Here is a 16,560-nt window from a genome sequence, read left to right on the forward strand (position 1 = left end):
ATGGTTCGGAAATCCAATCCTAACCCTTCTTGACCACCCGCCGCCCCATAGGATCTGTGGTACCTGCCGCCTGCATTCTTTTCGCAGGCGGGCCATGGGTGGTGTGCCGAGTATGAACGACAGCTTGGAGGTGGAAGTCCTCTATCCAGCCTGATGGCGGCGAAGGATTAGCGAAGCGCAAGGGCGTCATCGCGAGGTGGGGTCTGAAGACAGCGTGGAGCAAAGCCGCGGCCCGATGAACAAACATCGGATGTGAGGCCTACCCGGCCGGACGAGCGAGCCACCAATCGCGAAGTCCACGGTCATCAAGGGGCGGGGTGGTAGATCCGACGGGCATGCGGTGAAGGCGGTCGGTCTTACCCTCGGGAGATCTGCGTCGTGTCCCGGCAACGGGACTGAGGTCGTCGCAAGGCGATCTGAACGCGACGCAGAAGTCAGCAGAGGGCATAGTAGGCGGCAGCGTACCGCCGAAGGCCCGAACGATGGAAGTTCTGGTGGAGCGGTGATCTCGCACGACCCAATGCGGCAGGAAGCTCAGAGCAATCTGAACCCTCGCCCCGGACCGAGGGGTGAAGCCCCGCGGGCCGGCGCCGGGGCGGCCGAAGCTCGCGCGGCGAAAGCCTGTCTCGATCAGACGGCGGTCGCGGGACCGTCGATGGAAAGGATCGTCGCACGTGAGAACCTGAAGAAGGCATTGGACCGAGTGAAGCGCAACAAGGGCGCGGCGGGGGTCGACGGGATGACCGTGGATGATCTGCCGGCCTACCTGAAGGTGAACTGGCTCGCGATCCGCGCCCAACTGCTCGACGGCACCTACAAGCCGCAGCCGGTGCGGCGTGTCGAGATTCCGAAGGCATCGGGCGGCGTCAGGCTGCTCGGCATCCCGACGGTGCTCGACCGCTTCATCCAGCAGGCGGTTCTGCAGGTGCTGCAAAGCGAATGGGATCGGACGTTCTCCGAGACGAGCTTCGGCTTCAGGCCGGGCCGCTCGGCGCATCAGGCGGTGGCGAAGGCGCAGACCTACATTGCGTCCCGGCACGCGGTCGTGGTGGATATCGATCTGGAGAAGTTCTTCGACCGGGTCAATCACGACATCCTGATGGGGCTGGTCGCCAAGCGGGTTGCCGACAAGCGACTCCTGAAGCTGATCCGCGGCTTCCTGACTGCGGGCGTGCTGGAGGGAGGGCTGGTCAGCCCGACGGAGGAAGGAACGCCGCAAGGCGGGCCGCTCTCGCCGCTGCTGTCGAACCTGATGCTGGACGTGCTGGACAAGGAGCTGGAGAGGCGAGGTCATCGCTTCGTGCGCTATGCCGACGACTGCAACATCTATGTGCGCAGTCGGAAAGCAGGCGAGCGGGTGATGGCGAGCATCGAGAGATTCCTGGAACGGCGCCTCGAGCTCAAGGTGAACAGGGCCAAGAGCGCGGTCGCCAGACCGAGCCACCGCAAGTTCCTGGGCTTCAGCTTTACGCAGGGGAAGAAGCCGCGCCGGCGCATCGCGCCCGAGGCCATTGCCCGTTGCAAGGCGAGAGTTCGGGAGCTGACGGGGCGACAGTCTGGCCGAAGCCTGGAGCAGATCATCGAGAAGCTGGCGCTGTATCTGAAGGGATGGCGCGGCTACTTCGGGTTCTGCGAGACGCCGTCGGTGTTGCGCAAGCTCGATGAGTGGATCAGGCGGCGGTTGCGCGCCGTCGTCTGGACCCAATGGAAGTGCGGTCCTACTCGCTTCGACGAGCTGCGACGCCGCGGCGTCGACCGGGAGACGGCGCTTAAAACCGCCGGCAACCCACGTGGTCCCTGGCGGCTCGCCAACAGCGCCGCACTGGCCAACGCTCTGCCAAGGTCCTTGTTCGCCTCACTCGGCCTGCCTTTCCTCGCAGCCCGCAAAGCCGCTTAATCCGCCGAACCGCCGTATACGTGATCCGTATGTACGGTGGTGTGGGAGGGTTGGAGTCGCGAGACTCCCCCCTATCCCGATAGGCCTTCACCCGGCATTCCCTGCGCCCTCTCGATTCATCGAAGGGCGGTCGATCGCAGGACTCGGGCGTGATCCGCCGCGAGAGTGCGAACGTGCGCGTGGTTGTTTGAAACGTGGATAGCAACTGAGCAATCTCTCCATCATCTCCGACGATGGTGAAGAGTTCGAGGTTTGGTTCCGGTGGCATGATGAAGTTTCGGCCATTTGGAACCGGAACTGCAGGCGATCCCTTGGTGTTGATCGGCATCTCGAAAGCACTGGAGGAGAGACAATGATGAGAACCCGTCTTGCCGTTTCGCTGATCGCCACCTCGCTGCTGGCGTCGACCGCTGCGTTCGCACAGTCCACGACCGTCGAAGGTGCTGCCAATGGCGCTGCGGCCGGCGGCGCCGTTGCCGGTCCGGTCGGCGCCATGGTGGGTGGCACGGTCGGCGCCGCCGTCGGTGCGGGCCTGGAAATTCCGAACGCGGTGATCAACTCGATCGAGGCCGAGCGCGCGCCGTCGGTGGTCGTCCATGAGCGCGTCGTGGTCGGCGAGCCGCTGCCCGCCACCGTCGAGCTGCGCCCGGTGCCGCGCTACACCGAGTATCGCTACGCCGTCGTGAACGATCGCCGCGTGATCGTCGATCCGCGCACGCGCCGCGTCATCAAGATCATCGAGTGATCTGACGTTCTGACGGACAGGGGCCTCGTCGCATCAGCGGCGGGGCCTCTCGTCATGCGGTCTGCGTGCGGATCTGTCGGATGAGCCAGTCGATGGCCGCGGACAGGCCAAATCCGAGGCAGGCGGCCGCGGCGTCGACGATGAAGTCTTCCAGCCGCGCGTGACGTCCCGGCGCCAGGAACTGCGAGAGTTCGAGTGCACCGATCAGGATCACCGCAATCCCGGTAGTCAGCAGCCGATGACTGCGATAGGCGAGGCCGAAGGCAAGGCCGATCAGGATGAAGGCGAGGGCGTGTTCGCCGTCCTGTCCCAGGTGCGAATGTGGCCTATAGTTGGGCGGGCCCAGCGTTGCGAAGGCAACGGCTGCGGCGAGCAGCCAGGCCGAGAGGCGAATGACGATCATCATGGACGCTGCTTAGCACGTTCCGGGCCACGAACCGGGGTCACGGTCGCTTGAGGCACCGGTTTAGTTAACGTGGCTCGGAAGCCGGAACATGGCCTTCTCATCGTACCGCGAACAGCTTTCGTTCGGCGCCTCAGATAGGCTGCCGGACTCCCAGACCCTGCATGAAGCGCTCGCGGATCTGTGCCGGATCGCGCCTGGTGGCGCCCACACCGGGCCTATCGTCGATCTTCGCCGCGATCAGCACCGGGCCGGGCGCCTCGAGCGCAAGAGCGATCAAGCGTTCGAAATCTTCCTCGTCTGCGGCCCAATGGCTGGCGCCAATGCCGCAGCCGGCGGCAATGGCGACAATGTCGGCCTGCCGGGCCGAGGTCGGCTGGTTTCCGGTGATCTGGTAGACGCCATTGTCCATGACGATGATGGCCAAATTCTTCGGCGCCAGCGTCGCGATCGTGGTCAGGCAGCCCAGTTGCATCAGCAGCGAGCCGTCGCCTTCGAGCGCAAACACAGGGCGTTGCGGCTGCGCCAGCGCGACGCCGAGCGCGATCGGGCAGGCCAGCCCCATGCTGCCGAGCATGTAGAAATTCTGCGGCCGCTGGCCGGCGGCCCACAGGTCGAAATTGGTGTTGCCGATGCCGCCGATGACGGCTTCCTCGTGCTTGAGCTTCGCGACCAGACGGCAGGTGAGGTCGTAGCGGTTCATGATCTTGGTGTTGCTGCGAGGGGCGCTCATGCGAACACCTTTCCGCCGGTGAGCAAAGGCGAGAGGATGAGCGCCACCGGCGCCTGGGTCGCCACCGCCTGCTTGATCGAGCGGTCGACGACGAATTCGAGCTCGTCGAGCCGCGTCATGGTGTGGTGCTCCATGGCCAGCGCATCGAGCACCGGCCGCATGGTTCGGCACACCAGCGACTGGCCGACATTGAACTCGCCCAGCGTGCCGCGCTCGGACACGATCATGATCAGCGGGATCTGGCAGGGCACGATCAGCGAGGCCAGCACGTTGGCGAGCGTGGCGAAGCCCGAGGTCTGCATCAACAGCGCGCCGCGCCGGCCGCCCATCCAGGCGCCTGCGAGAATGCCGACCGCTTCCTCCTCGCGCGCCGTCGCAAAGGTCGTGAAGAACGGATCGTCGTGCAGGGTGTGGATCAGCGGCGTCAGGACGCGGTCGGGAACGTAGGGGATGAGGTCGACGGCGTTGCGCTTGAACGTCTGCAGCACGATCTCGTGCCAATTCGGCACAGCGGTTGCTGATCGCGCCGCATCGGCATCGGCGGCCATTGCTGCTCCTCCGGTCGTTCCTGATAGGGGGCCCGGCGCACGGGGCTTGGCGCTGAGCTTGACGGCACCGGAACGATTGTCAACATGCCGGCCCGGCCGGTCAGGCATCCGCCTTTCAAGTCCGAGATCAAGAACCAAGAAACCAGGAGGTCGGCTGTTCATGGTCGCGAATTCCAAGCGCGTCTTCTACGTCAAATATCTGGCGCACCCGATCTTCAGCGAGCTGCTCGCCGCGCGTCCCGACGTCCGGCTCGACCGGCTGGAGAACGAGAGCTCCGAGGCCGAGACGGCGCTGATCCTCGCGGCGGCTCACGCCTACCAGATCGGGGCGGCCCGCGACGAGCTCGCGCCGCGCTTCCATGTCGATGCAGACCTGCTGCGCCGCGCCCCAAACCTCCTCGTCGTGTCCAGCAACGGGGCCGGATACGACCCGGTCGACGTCGACGCCTGCACCGAGGCCGGCGTCCTCGTCGTGAACCAGTCCGGCGGCAACGCCCATTCGGTGGCGGAGCACACACTCGGCATGATGCTGACCCTGTCGAAGCGCATCATCCAGTCCGACCGCCGGCTGCGCCGGGAGCGCGACGTCAACCGCAACGATTTGATCGGCAACGAGGTGCAGGGACGGACGATCGGCATCGTCGGGCTTGGCAATGTCGGCCGCCGGGTTGCCGAGCTGTGCCGCGGCATCCTCGGCATGACGGTGCTGGCCTATGACCCATATCTGTCGTCCGATGAGATCGCCGCACGCGGCGCGGAGAAGGTGGAACTCGAGGACCTGATGCGGCGCTCGGATTTCGTCTCGATCAACTGCCCGCTGACGAAGGAAAGCCGCGGCATGATCGGTGCCCGCGAGCTTGCGCTGATGCAGCCTAGCGCCTATTTCGTCACCACCGCCCGCGGCTTCATCCATGACGAGGAGGCGCTGTTCGCCGCGCTCAGCGAAAAGCGCATCGCCGGCGCCGGGCTCGACGTCTGGGCCAAGGAGCCGCCGCCGCCGGACCATCCGCTGCTGCAGCTCGACAACGTGCTGGCGAGCCCGCACACCGCCGGCGTGACGCGGGAGGCGCGACAGAACATGGGTCGGATCGCAGCCGAGCAGCTGCTCGACGCGCTTGACGGCGGGCGTCCGCCGCGCCTGATCAACCCCGAGGCCTGGCCGCGCTACAGCGCTCGTTTCCGCGAGGCGTTCGGAGTGACGCCCTCGTAGCCAGAAGAGAAGAGATTGCGGGGAGAAGATTTCATGCGTCGCAAGCTGCGACGCAGCAATAAATCTTCTCTCCAGGGCGGCTTCGGCGAAGCGGACATTGCTATTTTCGGAGCCGTCTCGACAGCCCAGTGGTGGCTGATCATTTTTCCAGGGGCGCCATGAGCTTAGGCCACGTTTTTCGCTTGGCGCGAAAGGGAAATTGGTCCGATGCGCCGGTTGAACGCCATCCTGAAGTCGACCCACGGCCGCGTCCGTCGCGCCGTCTCGGAGTTCGTCGCGATCGCCGCCGCGAGCCTGCCTTCGGTGGGCGCCTGAGCGTCGGTTCCACCGCTGCGTCAAATATTTGCATCGGCCGCTTGATATCGGTGAACAGCGGGAGGAGAAGCGCGGTAACATCACCTTCGAGCACTGCGTGAGAGGCAGGAGGTTGCATGTCGCGCTATGTCATCCATTTCATGAAGGACGTGCTGGGCGAGAATGGCCGCCAGTGCGAGATATGCCAGAGCACGTTGGAGGTTGAGGCCGACAGCGAAGGCGAAGCCGCAGAAATCGCAAAGTCCAGGTTCTGTAAACAGCAGGAGGTGCGCGACTGGTCGCTGCATGCCGACCGCATTGAGGTGAAGGCGGCCGACTTTCCGTCCTGACCTGCGGCTCAGCGGCCCAGCCCAGCCGGTGCATCGCTGGCCCCGGGGCCCAGCGAGCGCTGCACCATCACTGTGTCGCACCAGCGGCCGAAACGGTAGGCTACTCCCGGCAGCAGCCCCACCCTGACGAACCCGAAGCGCTCATGAATGCCGAGCGAGGCGACATTATCGGCGTCGATATAGCCGATCATCTGGCGATATCCGGCCGCGGCGGAAGCATCGATCAGCGCCTGCATCAGCAGCCCGCCGACACCACGGCCGAGATGCTCATGGTGGACATAGATCGAATGCTTGACCGCGAACCGGTAGGCCGGCCGCTTCCTGAACAAGACGACATAGGCATAGCCCACGACTTCGCCGCGGAATGTCGCGACAAGATGTGGCAGCCGATGATTTCGCAGATTCTTGCGCCGCTGCTTGAGGTCGTCCGGCTCGGGCGCCCCGGAACCGGCGGCGCTGTCCTCGACCCCGCGGCGGACGTGCCGCCGGTAGATCGAGAGCATGGCCTCGACATCTTCGTCGCGTGACGGCCTGACGAGGACCGGCGGCTCGGTCTCGCGAGCCGTGATCGCGCTGTCCATGGTTCGAATTACTCTGCGCAGACATAGGTATGGAGCCGGATCCGGCCAGCTTCGTCGATCTCCTTGTACAGCCCCTGGATCTCGACGTCGAAGCCGGGATAGGTGTTGAACGCCCGCTCGAACATCTTGAGGTAATCGATCATCGGCTTGGCGCGGTCGGATAGCCGCTCGCCCGGAACGATGGTGGCGATGCCCGGCGGATAGACCACGAAGGGGGTCGTCGCAATGCGGTCGGAGATGCGATCGATCGGCAGGTAGTCGACCTCATTGCGCATCAGCGCACGCGCCGCCTCGCGCGGCGACATCGCGATCTCCGGCATGTGCTGCGGCTGAAACTGTTTCGCCTGCAGCGCGCTCACCTCGGCGTCGCGGTAGAAGCGGTGCATCTCGCCGCAGAGGTCGCGCAGCCGCAGCTTGCCGTAACGCGCAAAGCGCTTGCGGGTGAACTCCGGAATGGCGTCCTCCAGCAGCACGTTGTCATCGTGGAGCCGCTTGAAGGCGACCAGGCCGCTGATCAGGGTTCCCGCCTTGCTCGCCTCGACCCCCGGCGTCAGCAGGAACAGTAGCGAGTTGAGATCGTTCTTCTCCGCCACGATGCGGTTCTCGCGCAGATATTGCGCGACGATCGGAGCCGGGATGCCGTGATCGGCATAGCCGCCGGTGGCGCGATCGAAGCCCGGGGTCAGCAGGGTCAGCTTGTTCGGATCGGTCATTGCGAAGCCGGGGGCGAGATCCGGAAAGCCGTGCCAGGCCGCGCCCGGCGTGAGCTGCCACAGCGCGGTATCGGTCGCGAGCTGGTCGGTCGAAATCGCCTCCCAGGCCACGTCATGGCTAGCCCCGGGATTGGCCGCATCGGGGATCGACACCCGGTCCGGCACGAACGGCTCGAAGAACCAGCGCCGCGCCGGATCCTTCTCCTTCTCCTCGAATTCCCGGCGCATCGTCCTGATCTTCTTGCGCAATTCGATTCCGAGTCGGATCGTGTCGTCCCACAGCACCTCGCCGGAGCGGCCCTTCATCATCTGCGCGCCGACGTCCAGCGAGGCGAACAGCGGATAGAACGGCGAGGTCGAGGCGTGCTGCATGAAGCTTTCGTTGAAGCGGCGATGCTCGACCCGCCGCCGCTGGCCCTTGATGTGGCGGTCCTTGACGTGGATCTGCGAGGCCTGGGAGAAGCTCGCGAGCTGCTTGTGGGTCGATTGCGTGGCGATGATGCCGGGGGCGTCGGGTCCGAGCTCGCCGAGGCCCATGGCGAAGCGGCCGGCGTAGAGCGGGTGGAATTTCATGAAGCCCGCCCAGGCCTCGTCGAACATGATGTAGTCGCAGAGATGCCCGATCCGCTTCAGGATCATCTCGGCGCTGTGGATCGTGCCGTCATAGGTGCACTCCTCGACCACCGCGACGCGGAACGGCCGCTCCTTGCGCCAGGCGTCGGGGTCCTTGACCAGCGGGTTGTCGCGGATCTGCTGTCGCAGATGCTCTTCGTCCAGCAGATCCCAGCGCATCGGGCCGATCAGGCCCCAGGGGTTGCGAACCGTTGGGATGTAGATCGGGACGCCGCCCGAAATCAGCAGTGCGCCGTGATGAGCGGCCTTGTGGTTGTTGCGATCGAACAGCACGAGGTCGCCGTCGGTGACCAGGGCCCCGAGCACGACCTTGTTGGAGGTCGAGGTACCGTTGAGGACGAAATAGGTCTTCTCGGCGCCGAAGATCTGCGCGGCTTCCTTCTGCGCGCGCAGCGCCGGCCCCTCATGGGTCAGGAGATCGCCGAGATCGAGCACGGAATTGTCGAGATCGTCGCGGAACACGGCCTCGCCGAGATGCTCGACGAAGACCCGGCCGATCGGGCTGCGGCTATAGAACACGCCGCCATTGTGCCCGGGGCAGGTCCAGAGCTGGTTGCCTTCCTCGGCATAGTCGACCAGCGCGCCGAAGAATGGCGTCTTCAGTGTCTCGGCATATTGCTTCAGCCGGCTGACCAGGTTCTTGGCGATGAAGGCTGGAGTCTCCTCCGACAGGAAGACGTATCCGTCGATGAAGTCGAGCACCTCGACCGGCAGATCCTCGAACCGCTTGCGGCGGATCAGGAGGATGATCGGGAAGTCCAGTCCGCGACGGCGCATCAGGTTGATCAGCGACGCCGTCTTGCCTTCCAGGCCCTTCTTGCCCCAATCGACGACCATGCAGCCGATCGCGGCATCCGTCTGCACGGCGATCTCGGCGTCCTCCAGCTTGCGGGCGCGCACCACCTCGAAGCCCGAGCGCTGGATCTCCTCGATGATCTGGTTGAAGCGGAGCCCCGCAAGGTCGTCGGTCTCGAACACGGGCGCGGCGAACAGGAAGGTGAAGCGGCGGAAGTATTCCATGAGAGTCTTTCGGGCTGGGTGGGCAGCCACCTGTCGTCACGTTCGATGACGCTTCGATGACAATAGGGCGCCTCACGGAGCTTGTCTCGGTCGCCTCGCAGTGGCAATCGTCCCGAACCCGAGTGATGCTGAAAGGATCCGTGGTGCTTCCCGAATGGATCAGCCTTGATTGTGTGGCGCCGTCCGAGCTCCATCGGCAGGCGGCGCTGGAACGCCAGGCCCAGTTGACCAAGCCGATTGGCGCCCTTGGGCGATTGGAGCAGGTGGCGGTCGAGCTGGCGGCGCTGCAGGCGTTGGAGCGGCCGGGGGCCGATCGGGTCCCGGTGGTGCTGTTCGCGGGGGACCATGGCATCGCGGCGCGGGGCGTGTCGGCGTATCCGCCGGAAGTGACGGTGCAGATGCTGCACAACTTCGCGGCCGGTGGCGCAGCGATCTCGGTGCTGGCGCGCAACCTCGGCTGTCCGCTGGAGGTGGTCGACGTCGGCACGCTGGCGAGCGAGCCGGTGCCCGGCGTGATCGTCGACAAGCCGCGGCGCGGCACGCGCGACTTCAGCACCGAGGCGGCGCTGACGCTGGAGGAGGTCGCGTTTGCGGCCGAAGCCGGACGGCGCGCGGTGGTGCGGCAGGCCGATCACGCGCCGCAACTCGTGATCTTCGGCGAGATGGGGATCGGCAACACGACATCGGCGGCAGCGATTGCCGCCGCGCTGCTGTCATGCGCGCCCGCGGACATCGTCGGCAGCGGCACCGGGCTCGACGCCGACGGACGGGCCAGGAAGGCTGCGGTGATTGCCGATGCGTTGGGGCGACACGGGCTCACGACGGGAGCGGCCGTCGCGGACGTCCTGGCCGCCGTCGGCGGTTTCGAGATCATTGCGATGGCCGGCGCGATCGTCGCCGCCGCGCAGCGGCGCTGGCCGGTGCTGGTCGACGGCTTCATCGTCTCTGTCGCGGCGCTGGCCGCCGTCCGCCTCAATCCCTCCTGCCGTCCGTGGCTGCTGTTCTCGCATCGCTCGGCCGAGCGCGGCCACGCCATCGTGCTCGACGCGCTCGGTGCCCGTCCGCTGATCGACCTCGATCTGCGGCTTGGCGAGGCCTCGGGCGCCGCCACTGCGCTGCCGATCATTCGGTTGGCCTGCGCGCTCCACGGGGGCATGGCCACCTTTGCGGAGGCCGCCGTCTCGGGAGCCAAGTCCTGATGCGGATCGATCTGCTGCGGCACGGGACGACAGGACGGGACGGCTATCTCGACGGCCGTACCGACCCGCCGCTCAGCGACCTCGGCTGGGATCAATTCCGGCGGCAGACGCGGAGCCTGATCTGGCACAGCGTCGTCAGCTCGCCGTTGGCGCGCGCACGTGCGGCAGCGGAGGATTATGCCCGGCAGACCAACTGTGCGCTGGACATCGATGCGGATTGGAGCGAGCTCGATTTCGGACGCTGGGACGGGCGGACGCATCGCGACATCGCCGCGGAGCCCGGAGGCGAAGCCTTGCTCGACACCTTCCATGCCGATGCTGAGGTCCGGGCGCCGGGCGGTGAGAGCTGGTCCGATTTGCAGGCGCGAGTGGCGCGCGCAACACATCATATCCTTGTCCGGCCCGAGCCTGCGCCGGTTCTCGTGGTGACCCATGGCGGCGCCATACGCGCAGCGCTCTCGCATCTGCTCGGCTGGCCGCTGCACCAGCTGTGGAGCTTACGCATTCGCCCTGGTACGCGGATCACGCTCGAAGCCGGGCAGGGCGATGATGGTGTACCTTGGGGCGAAATCGTCGAGATCATCCAGCCATGATGCTTCGTGAATTCTGGATCGCATTGCAATTCCTGACACGGCTGCCGACACCGCGGGTCGCTGAGTTACGACCGGACGATCTGGCGCGGGCGTCGGTCTGGTTTCCGGCAGCCGGACTGGTGATTGGCGCCTGTCTGGCGCTGGTCGCCCGCCTTTTTCATGATGCCGATCCGTGGATCGTCGCGCTGACCGTGCTGGTCGCCTGGATCGGGATCACCGGCGCGCTGCATCTCGATGGGCTCGGCGACGTCGCCGATGCGTTCGGCGCCTCGCATGGCAAGCCGGAGCGCTTCATCGCCGTGCTTGGCGATCCCCACGCCGGCAGCTTCGCTGTCGTCGCGATATCCCTGCAGATCGCCGCGAAGCTGGTGCTGATCGCCGAGCTGGCGACGGGGCCGACGGCCTGGGCGCTCGTGCTGATCCCGGCCTGGGCGCGCTGGGGAACGCTGGTGTGCAACAAGACGCTGCTGTCGCTGAAGCCGGGGCTGGGGGCGAGCATCTCGAACAGCGTCGGCTGGAACGTCATCGTCGCCTGGGGCGGCGGACTCGCGATCGGTGCGCTCGCCGGCGCGGTACCGACGCTGGTTGCGATTGGTCTCGTTCCGGCGGTCGCGTTCTACTGGCAATGGCGGCTCGGCGGCATCACCGGCGATTGCCATGGCGCCAGCATCGAGGTCACGGAAACGCTGCTGCTTGCCGCCTGCGTGCTCGGTTAGAAGGCATCGCCGAGCGCCGGCGCCAGCCGGTGCCACTCGGACGCATTGCCCGGCAGGCCGAAGCGCAGCCAGCTCGGCTGAGCCGGAAAGCGCCGGACGTGGATGCCGTGCCGGGCGAGCCGCTCGGCGATGTCAGGCGCGTTCGGCGATGTGATCAGCCTGAACAGCGGCGTGCCGCCGATGACCGCGCAGCCGGCCTTGCTCAGAAGATCGTCGATGCGCTGACAGTCGTTCGCCAGCCGCGCGCGTGTCTGCTCCAGCCAAGCAGCGTCGGCCAAGGCCGTCGTTCCGATCGCGAGCGCAGGTCCGGATACGGCCCAAGGCCCGAGCTCGTCGCGGAGTCGGCGGACGACGTCAGCGGAGTCGATCGCGAAACCGAGGCGGACGCCGGCAAGGCCGTAGGTCTTGCCGAACGAGCGCAGCACGATCGTCGCCGGCGGCAGGTCGGCTGCGAGGCTGGCGTCGGCGGGACAAAGATCGATGAATGCTTCGTCGACGATCAGCAGGCCGTCGCGCCGGCGCAAGGTCGCGGCCAATCCGACCAGCACATCGCGGGGCAGCAGGCGGCCGGTGGGATTGTTGGGATTCACGACGACGGCAACATCGGCATCGGCGAGCGCATCGACATCATCGACCAGACCGACGCGATGCCCACAGCGGCGCCAGCACAGCGCATGCTCCTCGTAGGTCGGGGCGAGCACGGCAACCCTCGAGCGCGGGCGCAGCCGCGGCAGGATCTGCAACAGCGCCTGCGTGCCGGGCGCGGCAACGATCATTTCGGGCCCCGCCACGCCATAGCGCGCAGCAGCCGCTGCGCACAGCGCGTCGTCTTCGGCTTGGGCCGGCAAGCGCGCCCAACTTGCGGGCGGGATGGTCGGCACCGGGTAGGCTATGGGATTGATGCCGGTCGACAGATCGATCCACGGCCGCGGCGCATCCGGGTAGCGACGGCTGATCGCAGCGAGATCGCCGCCGTGAAGGATCGCTTCCGGCTGGTCCGCGCCCGTGCTAGTCGCTCTGTCGTCCATGTCTGTCCTTCAGCGGAGATCGATGTTCGTCTCTCTCGCGCTCACGGCGCTGCTCGTCGAGGCGGCGGTCGGTTATCCCCAGGTCCTGGTGCGGCGGATCGGCCATCCCGTGATGTGGATGGGTGCGCTGATAGCATGGGCGGACCGCCGCTGGAACGGGGCAGACGGCTTTGCCGCACGACGTGCGCGCGGCATTGCGCTCGTGTGCCTGCTCGTCGCGGGGGGGATGACCATCGGCCTCGCCGCAGCGTGGGTGATGCAGGCGGTCGTGGGCGAGCCGGTCGCAACGATCATCCTTGGTGTGGCGGCAAGCAGCCTGCTGGCCCAGCGCAGTCTCGACACGCATGTCGCCGCGGTTGCAGAGGGACTGGAGCAGGAGGGGCTCGAGGGCGGCCGCCGAGCGGTCTCGATGATCGTCGGCCGCGATCCCGATCGGCTGGATGAAGCAGGCGTTGCGCGGGCCGCGATCGAGAGCCTGGCAGAAAACTTCTCCGATGGCGTCGTCGCACCCGTGTTCTGGCTCGTCGTCGGTGGTCTTCCAGGTATCCTGATCTACAAGGCTCTCAACACCGCGGACAGCATGATCGGTCATCTCTCGGACCGGCACCGCGCGTTCGGCTGGGCGGCGGCGCGGCTCGACGATCTCGTCAACCTGCCGGCCTCGCGCCTGTCCGCGCTGTGGATCGCAGCCGCTGCGGCCTGCATCCCGAGCGCCTCGGCTTCGGCCGCGGTGCGAGCCGTTGCACGTGATGCGTCGAAGCATCGTTCGCCCAATGCCGGCTGGCCGGAGGCGGCGATGGCTGGTGCGCTCGGACTGCGCCTGGCGGGGCCGCGCGTCTATCACGGTCATCTCGTCACCGATGCCTGGATGGGCGACGGGCGCGCCGATCTCAACGCCTCCGACATCCGGCAGGCCTTGCGGCTGTATCGGCTGGCCTGTCTGGTTCAAGCCCTGGCCGTCGCAGGACTCGTCCTGGTCAAGATCCTGTAGCCGCCACGGCCGGCGTGGGCTTGCTCGCCAATGCGAGGATTCGGTTCACGTCAACGTAGCGCTCGAGATGCGCCGCGAGTGCATCCAACGTCGTGTCCACATCGGTCTCATAGGCTAAGCCGCTCGTCGTCGCGCCGAGGCCGCGCAGCCAATGGGCGCGCAGGCCATCATCGGCGAACAGGCCATGCACATAGCAGCCGGTAACCAGGCCATTCGTTGCGATGGCGCCATCGCGACGGCCGTCGGAGAAGGTCAGGAAGGGGCTCTGTGTCGCCGGTCCGTCAGTGTGGCCGATATGCATCTCGTAGCCGTGGAACGACAGCTGGTCGTCCATCAGCGTGCCCTGGACCTCGCGCAAGGCCTTATCATCGGTCAATGTCGTTTCGACGTCGAGCAGGCCAAGTCCAGCGACGGAACCAGGTGCACCCTCGTGCCCGTCGGGGTCGCAGATCACGTGCCCCAGCATCTGATAGCCGCCGCAGATGCCGAGCACGCGGCCGCCGCGGCGCAGATGCGCGGCGAGATCGATGTCCCAGCCGGCGTCGCGCAGCGCGCCGAGATCGGCGATCGTCGCCTTCGAGCCCGGCAGGATCACGATCGATGCGTCGCCGGGAATGGGTTTGCCCGGCCGCAGGAACTGCAGATCGATCCCGTCCTCCAGCCGTAACGGATCGAACTCGTCGAAATTGGATATGCGCGGGTAGGCGAGGATGACGACCTTCGGCCGTTGTCCTCCCGATGTTCCGCGCTCAGCCAGGCCAAGCGCGTCCTCCGCTGGCAGGCGGCGCGCATCCGAAAAATGCGGAATGAGCCCGAGCGATGTCCACCCCGTCCGCTGCGCGATCTCGTTCATGCCCGACGCAAACAAGGCCGGATCGCCGCGAAACTTGTTGACGAGGAAACCTGCCACGCGCGCGGCATCGTCCGGCGGGATCACAGTCCTGGTGCCGACCAGGCTCGCAATCACGCCGCCCCGATCGATATCGCCGATCAGCACCACCGGAATCTGCGTCGCTTGCGCGAAACCCATGTTGGCGATGTCGCCGCCGCGCAGGTTGATCTCGGAGGCGGAGCCTGCGCCTTCGACCAGCACGATGTCGGCATCCGCTGCGAGCTGATGGAAGCTGTCGAGCACGGCCGCCATCAGTTGCGGCTTCATCGCCTGATAGGCGGATGCCTTGGCGTTGCCGATGACGCGACCCTGAACCACGACCTGCGACCCGATCTCGCTCTGCGGCTTCAGCAGCACCGGGTTCATGTGCACCGTCGTCGGCCGCCGCGCCGCGCGCGCCTGCAGCGCCTGGGCACGGCCGATCTCGCCGCCATCAGCGGTGACGGCGGCATTGTTCGACATGTTCTGCGGCTTGAACGGCGCCACCTTGAGGCCGCGCAATGTCAGCGCGCGCGCGAGCCCGGCGACGATCAGCGATTTGCCGACGTCGGAACCGGTGCCCTGGAACATGATGGCGCGCGCGCTCATGAGCCTAGTACTCGATGCCTTCCTGCGCCTTCACGCCGGCTGCGAAGTGATGCTTGACGAGGTTCATCTCGGTGACGAGATCGGCGGCCTCGATCAGCTCCGGCTTGGCGTTGCGACCGGTGACGACGACGTGCAGATCGGGACGGCGCCCTGCGAGCGTGGCGACGACGTCTGCGATATCAAGGTGATCGTAGCGCAGCGCGATGTTGAGCTCGTCGAGAACGAGCAGCCGGATCGAAGGATCCGCCATCAATTCCCGAGCCTTCGTCCAGGCGCGCTCGGCCGCGGCGACGTCGCGCGCCCGATCCTGCGTCTCCCACGTAAAGCCTTCGCCGAGCGTGTGCCACGACACCTGGTCGCCGAACTTCTCGATCGCCTTGCGCTCGCCGGTTTCCCACGCGCCCTTGCCGAACTGCACGACGCCGATGCGAAAACCGCGGCCGAGTGCGCGCAGCATCAGGCCCCAGGCCGCCGTCGATTTGCCCTTGCCCTTGCCGGTGTGAACGATCAGCAGGCCCTTCTCGACGGTCTTGGAGGCAACCTCGGCATCCTGCACCGCCTTGCGGTTCTCCATCTTCGCTTTGTGGCGTGAATCGTCGGCGCTTCCGGTCATCGACATTTTCTCCTGGTCACTTCAACGTCAGCGGCAGGCCGGCCGCCATCAGGATCACGCGATCCGCGACAGCCGCGACCTCCTGGTTCAGCCGTCCCTGCGCATCACGGAAGGCGCGGGCAAGCGCATTGTCCGGCACGATGCCGAGTCCGACTTCGTTGGACACGGCCACGATGGGGCCAGGCGCGTCCCTGAACGCCTCGATCAGCTCGGCGCATCGTGCCGGAACGTTCATGTCGGCGAGCATCACATTGCTGAGCCACAGCGTCAGGCAATCGATCAGCATCGGCGCGCTCGAATTTGCCCGTGCACGGACCAGGCCTGCAAGATCATGCGTGGTCTCCAACGTCTGCCATCCCTCGGTGCGGCGCGCTTTGTGCTGCGCGATTCGGTCCTTCATCTCATCGTCGAACGCCTGCGCGGTCGCAACATAGGTCCAAGGTGCGGGAAGGGCGGTCACGAGCGCCTCGGCATGACGGCTCTTGCCGGAACGCGCGCCGCCGAGCACCAGGGTGAGGCGCGGCAGGGCGGGATGCGGGCGGGCGGGGACCATGGGGACGATTCCGATTGACGGGCTTTGGCGCGACCCGTATCTAACAGATGACGGTTCTCCGAAAGGAGAGATTTAGGGAACACGGTGCGGGTTCTTGACCCAAGGCCGTGGCTGCCCCCGCAACTGTAATCGGCGAGTGTGAGGCCAAGACACCACTGGGAAACCGGGAAGGTGGCTTCATGCGGTGACCCGAGAGCCAGGAGACCTGCCGTCGACATTGCTGTTGGCCGACCCGTCGCGCGGGGAGTCGCGATGCTGGT

At 66.3% G+C, this 16,560-nt stretch carries 18 protein-coding genes and 1 riboswitch; of the genes, 9 read left to right on the plus strand and 9 right to left on the minus strand.

Annotated elements, in window-relative coordinates:
- The first annotated feature begins 520 nt into the window (after positions 1-520).
- Both ltrA and QX126_RS31200 read left to right on the plus strand, forming a co-directional pair.
- Positions 521-1,897: a group II intron reverse transcriptase/maturase gene (gene ltrA / locus QX126_RS31195; protein WP_409997696.1), complete on the plus strand. Its 1,377-nt coding sequence runs from the start codon at positions 521-523 to the stop codon at positions 1,895-1,897.
- Positions 1,898-2,252: 355 nt separating this feature from the next.
- Positions 2,253-2,642, plus strand: coding sequence for a DUF1236 domain-containing protein (locus tag QX126_RS31200; RefSeq protein ID WP_315718467.1), 390 nt, complete (start codon positions 2,253-2,255; stop codon positions 2,640-2,642).
- Between the two features lie 52 nt (positions 2,643-2,694).
- Here the strand turns inward: QX126_RS31200 and QX126_RS31205 are convergent, their stop codons facing one another.
- The 3 genes from QX126_RS31205 to QX126_RS31215 all read right to left on the minus strand — a co-directional run bounded on the left by QX126_RS31205 (position 2,695) and on the right by QX126_RS31215 (position 4,326).
- Positions 2,695-3,048, minus strand: coding sequence for a VanZ family protein (locus QX126_RS31205; protein ID WP_315739787.1), 354 nt, complete (start codon positions 3,046-3,048; stop codon positions 2,695-2,697).
- A gap of 130 nt (positions 3,049-3,178) precedes the next feature.
- Positions 3,179-3,778 carry a thiamine pyrophosphate-dependent enzyme gene (locus QX126_RS31210; protein ID WP_315786174.1) on the minus strand — a complete coding sequence of 200 codons (600 nt, stop codon included), beginning with the start codon at positions 3,776-3,778 and terminating at the stop codon, positions 3,179-3,181.
- Positions 3,775-4,326 (minus strand): thiamine pyrophosphate-binding protein, encoded by a 552-nt coding sequence (locus QX126_RS31215; RefSeq protein WP_315786175.1) that lies wholly within the window; start codon positions 4,324-4,326, stop codon positions 3,775-3,777. Before QX126_RS31215 ends, QX126_RS31210 begins: the two co-directional genes overlap by 4 nt.
- Positions 4,327-4,486: 160 nt before the next feature.
- On the opposite strand from QX126_RS31215, the gene QX126_RS31220 reads away from it, so the two are divergent.
- The 3 genes from QX126_RS31220 (at position 4,487) to QX126_RS31230 (ending at position 6,180) form a co-directional block, all read left to right on the plus strand.
- Positions 4,487-5,536, plus strand: coding sequence for a hydroxyacid dehydrogenase (locus QX126_RS31220; RefSeq protein ID WP_315786179.1), 1,050 nt, complete (start codon positions 4,487-4,489; stop codon positions 5,534-5,536).
- A 33-nt stretch (positions 5,537-5,569) separates the two neighbouring features.
- Complete coding sequence (locus QX126_RS31225; protein WP_315739783.1) at positions 5,570-5,698, plus strand: hypothetical protein; 129 nt, start codon at positions 5,570-5,572, stop codon at positions 5,696-5,698.
- 269 nt (positions 5,699-5,967) lie between these two features.
- On the plus strand, positions 5,968-6,180 hold the full coding sequence (locus QX126_RS31230; RefSeq protein WP_315739782.1) for a hypothetical protein: 213 nt from the start codon (positions 5,968-5,970) through the stop codon (positions 6,178-6,180).
- Positions 6,181-6,188: 8 nt separating this feature from the next.
- Here QX126_RS31230 and QX126_RS31235 read toward each other — a convergent pair whose 3' ends face one another.
- Both QX126_RS31235 and QX126_RS31240 read right to left on the minus strand, forming a co-directional pair.
- Entirely contained in the window at positions 6,189-6,761 is a 573-nt protein-coding gene (locus QX126_RS31235) for a GNAT family N-acetyltransferase (protein ID WP_315786181.1), read from the minus strand.
- Between the two features lie 8 nt (positions 6,762-6,769).
- Positions 6,770-9,127, minus strand: a complete 2,358-nt coding sequence (locus QX126_RS31240; protein ID WP_315786183.1) for an Orn/Lys/Arg decarboxylase N-terminal domain-containing protein — start codon at positions 9,125-9,127, stop codon at positions 6,770-6,772.
- Positions 9,128-9,270: 143 nt separating this feature from the next.
- On the opposite strand from QX126_RS31240, the gene cobT reads away from it, so the two are divergent.
- Genes cobT through cobS form a run of 3 tightly spaced genes read left to right on the plus strand, consistent with a single transcriptional unit; the run spans position 9,271 to position 11,635 of the window.
- On the plus strand, positions 9,271-10,326 hold the full coding sequence (cobT, locus tag QX126_RS31245) for a nicotinate-nucleotide--dimethylbenzimidazole phosphoribosyltransferase (protein ID WP_315786280.1): 1,056 nt from the start codon (positions 9,271-9,273) through the stop codon (positions 10,324-10,326).
- The gene (locus QX126_RS31250) at positions 10,326-10,919 is read left to right on the plus strand and encodes a histidine phosphatase family protein (RefSeq protein WP_315786185.1); all 594 of its coding nucleotides are present in this window, start codon (positions 10,326-10,328) and stop codon (positions 10,917-10,919) included. Before cobT ends, QX126_RS31250 begins: the two co-directional genes overlap by 1 nt.
- Positions 10,916-11,635 carry an adenosylcobinamide-GDP ribazoletransferase gene (cobS, locus tag QX126_RS31255; protein ID WP_315739776.1) on the plus strand — a complete coding sequence of 240 codons (720 nt, stop codon included), beginning with the start codon at positions 10,916-10,918 and terminating at the stop codon, positions 11,633-11,635. Before QX126_RS31250 ends, cobS begins: the two co-directional genes overlap by 4 nt.
- Here the strand turns inward: cobS and cobD are convergent.
- Positions 11,632-12,663: a threonine-phosphate decarboxylase CobD gene (cobD, locus tag QX126_RS31260; RefSeq protein ID WP_315786186.1), complete on the minus strand. Its 1,032-nt coding sequence runs from the start codon at positions 12,661-12,663 to the stop codon at positions 11,632-11,634. The two genes, cobS and cobD, sit on opposite strands and share 4 nt — an antisense overlap.
- A gap of 22 nt (positions 12,664-12,685) precedes the next feature.
- Between cobD and cbiB the strand changes: the two genes are divergently transcribed.
- Positions 12,686-13,654: an adenosylcobinamide-phosphate synthase CbiB gene (cbiB, locus tag QX126_RS31265; RefSeq protein WP_315786188.1), complete on the plus strand. Its 969-nt coding sequence runs from the start codon at positions 12,686-12,688 to the stop codon at positions 13,652-13,654.
- Here cbiB and QX126_RS31270 read toward each other — a convergent pair.
- From QX126_RS31270 to cobU, 3 genes are read right to left on the minus strand one after another with little or no spacing between them, the layout of a single operon-like run.
- Complete coding sequence (locus QX126_RS31270; protein WP_315786190.1) at positions 13,641-15,134, minus strand: cobyric acid synthase; 1,494 nt, start codon at positions 15,132-15,134, stop codon at positions 13,641-13,643. The two genes, cbiB and QX126_RS31270, sit on opposite strands and share 14 nt — an antisense overlap.
- Before the next feature lie 4 nt (positions 15,135-15,138).
- A complete protein-coding gene (gene cobO / locus QX126_RS31275; protein WP_315786192.1) occupies positions 15,139-15,747 on the minus strand; it encodes a cob(I)yrinic acid a,c-diamide adenosyltransferase in 609 nt (202 codons plus the stop codon).
- Between the two features lie 16 nt (positions 15,748-15,763).
- A complete protein-coding gene (cobU, locus tag QX126_RS31280) occupies positions 15,764-16,300 on the minus strand; it encodes a bifunctional adenosylcobinamide kinase/adenosylcobinamide-phosphate guanylyltransferase (protein WP_315786193.1) in 537 nt (178 codons plus the stop codon).
- A 34-nt stretch (positions 16,301-16,334) separates the two neighbouring features.
- Positions 16,335-16,528, plus strand: a riboswitch (cobalamin riboswitch).
- Positions 16,529-16,560 lie beyond the last annotated feature (32 nt).

The organism is Bradyrhizobium sp. SZCCHNPS1003, assembly GCF_032381555.1.
Lineage (GTDB): Bacteria > Pseudomonadota > Alphaproteobacteria > Rhizobiales > Xanthobacteraceae > Bradyrhizobium.

Excerpts from the sequence above, each read along its gene's own strand:
- ltrA (WP_409997696.1), top strand. The coding sequence starts at position 521 with ATGCGGCAGGAAGCTCAGAGCAATCTGAACCCTCGCCCCGGACCGAGG.
- QX126_RS31200 (WP_315718467.1), top strand. The coding sequence starts at position 2,253 with ATGAGAACCCGTCTTGCCGTTTCGCTGATCGCCACCTCGCTGCTGGCG.
- QX126_RS31205 (WP_315739787.1), bottom strand. The coding sequence starts at position 3,048 with ATGATGATCGTCATTCGCCTCTCGGCCTGGCTGCTCGCCGCAGCCGTT.
- QX126_RS31210 (WP_315786174.1), bottom strand. The coding sequence starts at position 3,778 with ATGAGCGCCCCTCGCAGCAACACCAAGATCATGAACCGCTACGACCTC.
- QX126_RS31215 (WP_315786175.1), bottom strand. The coding sequence starts at position 4,326 with ATGGCCGCCGATGCCGATGCGGCGCGATCAGCAACCGCTGTGCCGAAT.
- QX126_RS31220 (WP_315786179.1), top strand. The coding sequence starts at position 4,487 with ATGGTCGCGAATTCCAAGCGCGTCTTCTACGTCAAATATCTGGCGCAC.
- QX126_RS31225 (WP_315739783.1), top strand. The coding sequence starts at position 5,570 with ATGCGTCGCAAGCTGCGACGCAGCAATAAATCTTCTCTCCAGGGCGGC.
- QX126_RS31230 (WP_315739782.1), top strand. The coding sequence starts at position 5,968 with ATGTCGCGCTATGTCATCCATTTCATGAAGGACGTGCTGGGCGAGAAT.
- QX126_RS31235 (WP_315786181.1), bottom strand. The coding sequence starts at position 6,761 with ATGGACAGCGCGATCACGGCTCGCGAGACCGAGCCGCCGGTCCTCGTC.
- QX126_RS31240 (WP_315786183.1), bottom strand. The coding sequence starts at position 9,127 with ATGGAATACTTCCGCCGCTTCACCTTCCTGTTCGCCGCGCCCGTGTTC.
- QX126_RS31250 (WP_315786185.1), top strand. The coding sequence starts at position 10,326 with ATGCGGATCGATCTGCTGCGGCACGGGACGACAGGACGGGACGGCTAT.
- cobS (WP_315739776.1), top strand. The coding sequence starts at position 10,916 with ATGATGCTTCGTGAATTCTGGATCGCATTGCAATTCCTGACACGGCTG.
- cobD (WP_315786186.1), bottom strand. The coding sequence starts at position 12,663 with ATGGACGACAGAGCGACTAGCACGGGCGCGGACCAGCCGGAAGCGATC.
- cbiB (WP_315786188.1), top strand. The coding sequence starts at position 12,686 with ATGTTCGTCTCTCTCGCGCTCACGGCGCTGCTCGTCGAGGCGGCGGTC.
- QX126_RS31270 (WP_315786190.1), bottom strand. The coding sequence starts at position 15,134 with ATGAGCGCGCGCGCCATCATGTTCCAGGGCACCGGTTCCGACGTCGGC.
- cobO (WP_315786192.1), bottom strand. The coding sequence starts at position 15,747 with ATGACCGGAAGCGCCGACGATTCACGCCACAAAGCGAAGATGGAGAAC.
- cobU (WP_315786193.1), bottom strand. The coding sequence starts at position 16,300 with ATGGTCCCCGCCCGCCCGCATCCCGCCCTGCCGCGCCTCACCCTGGTG.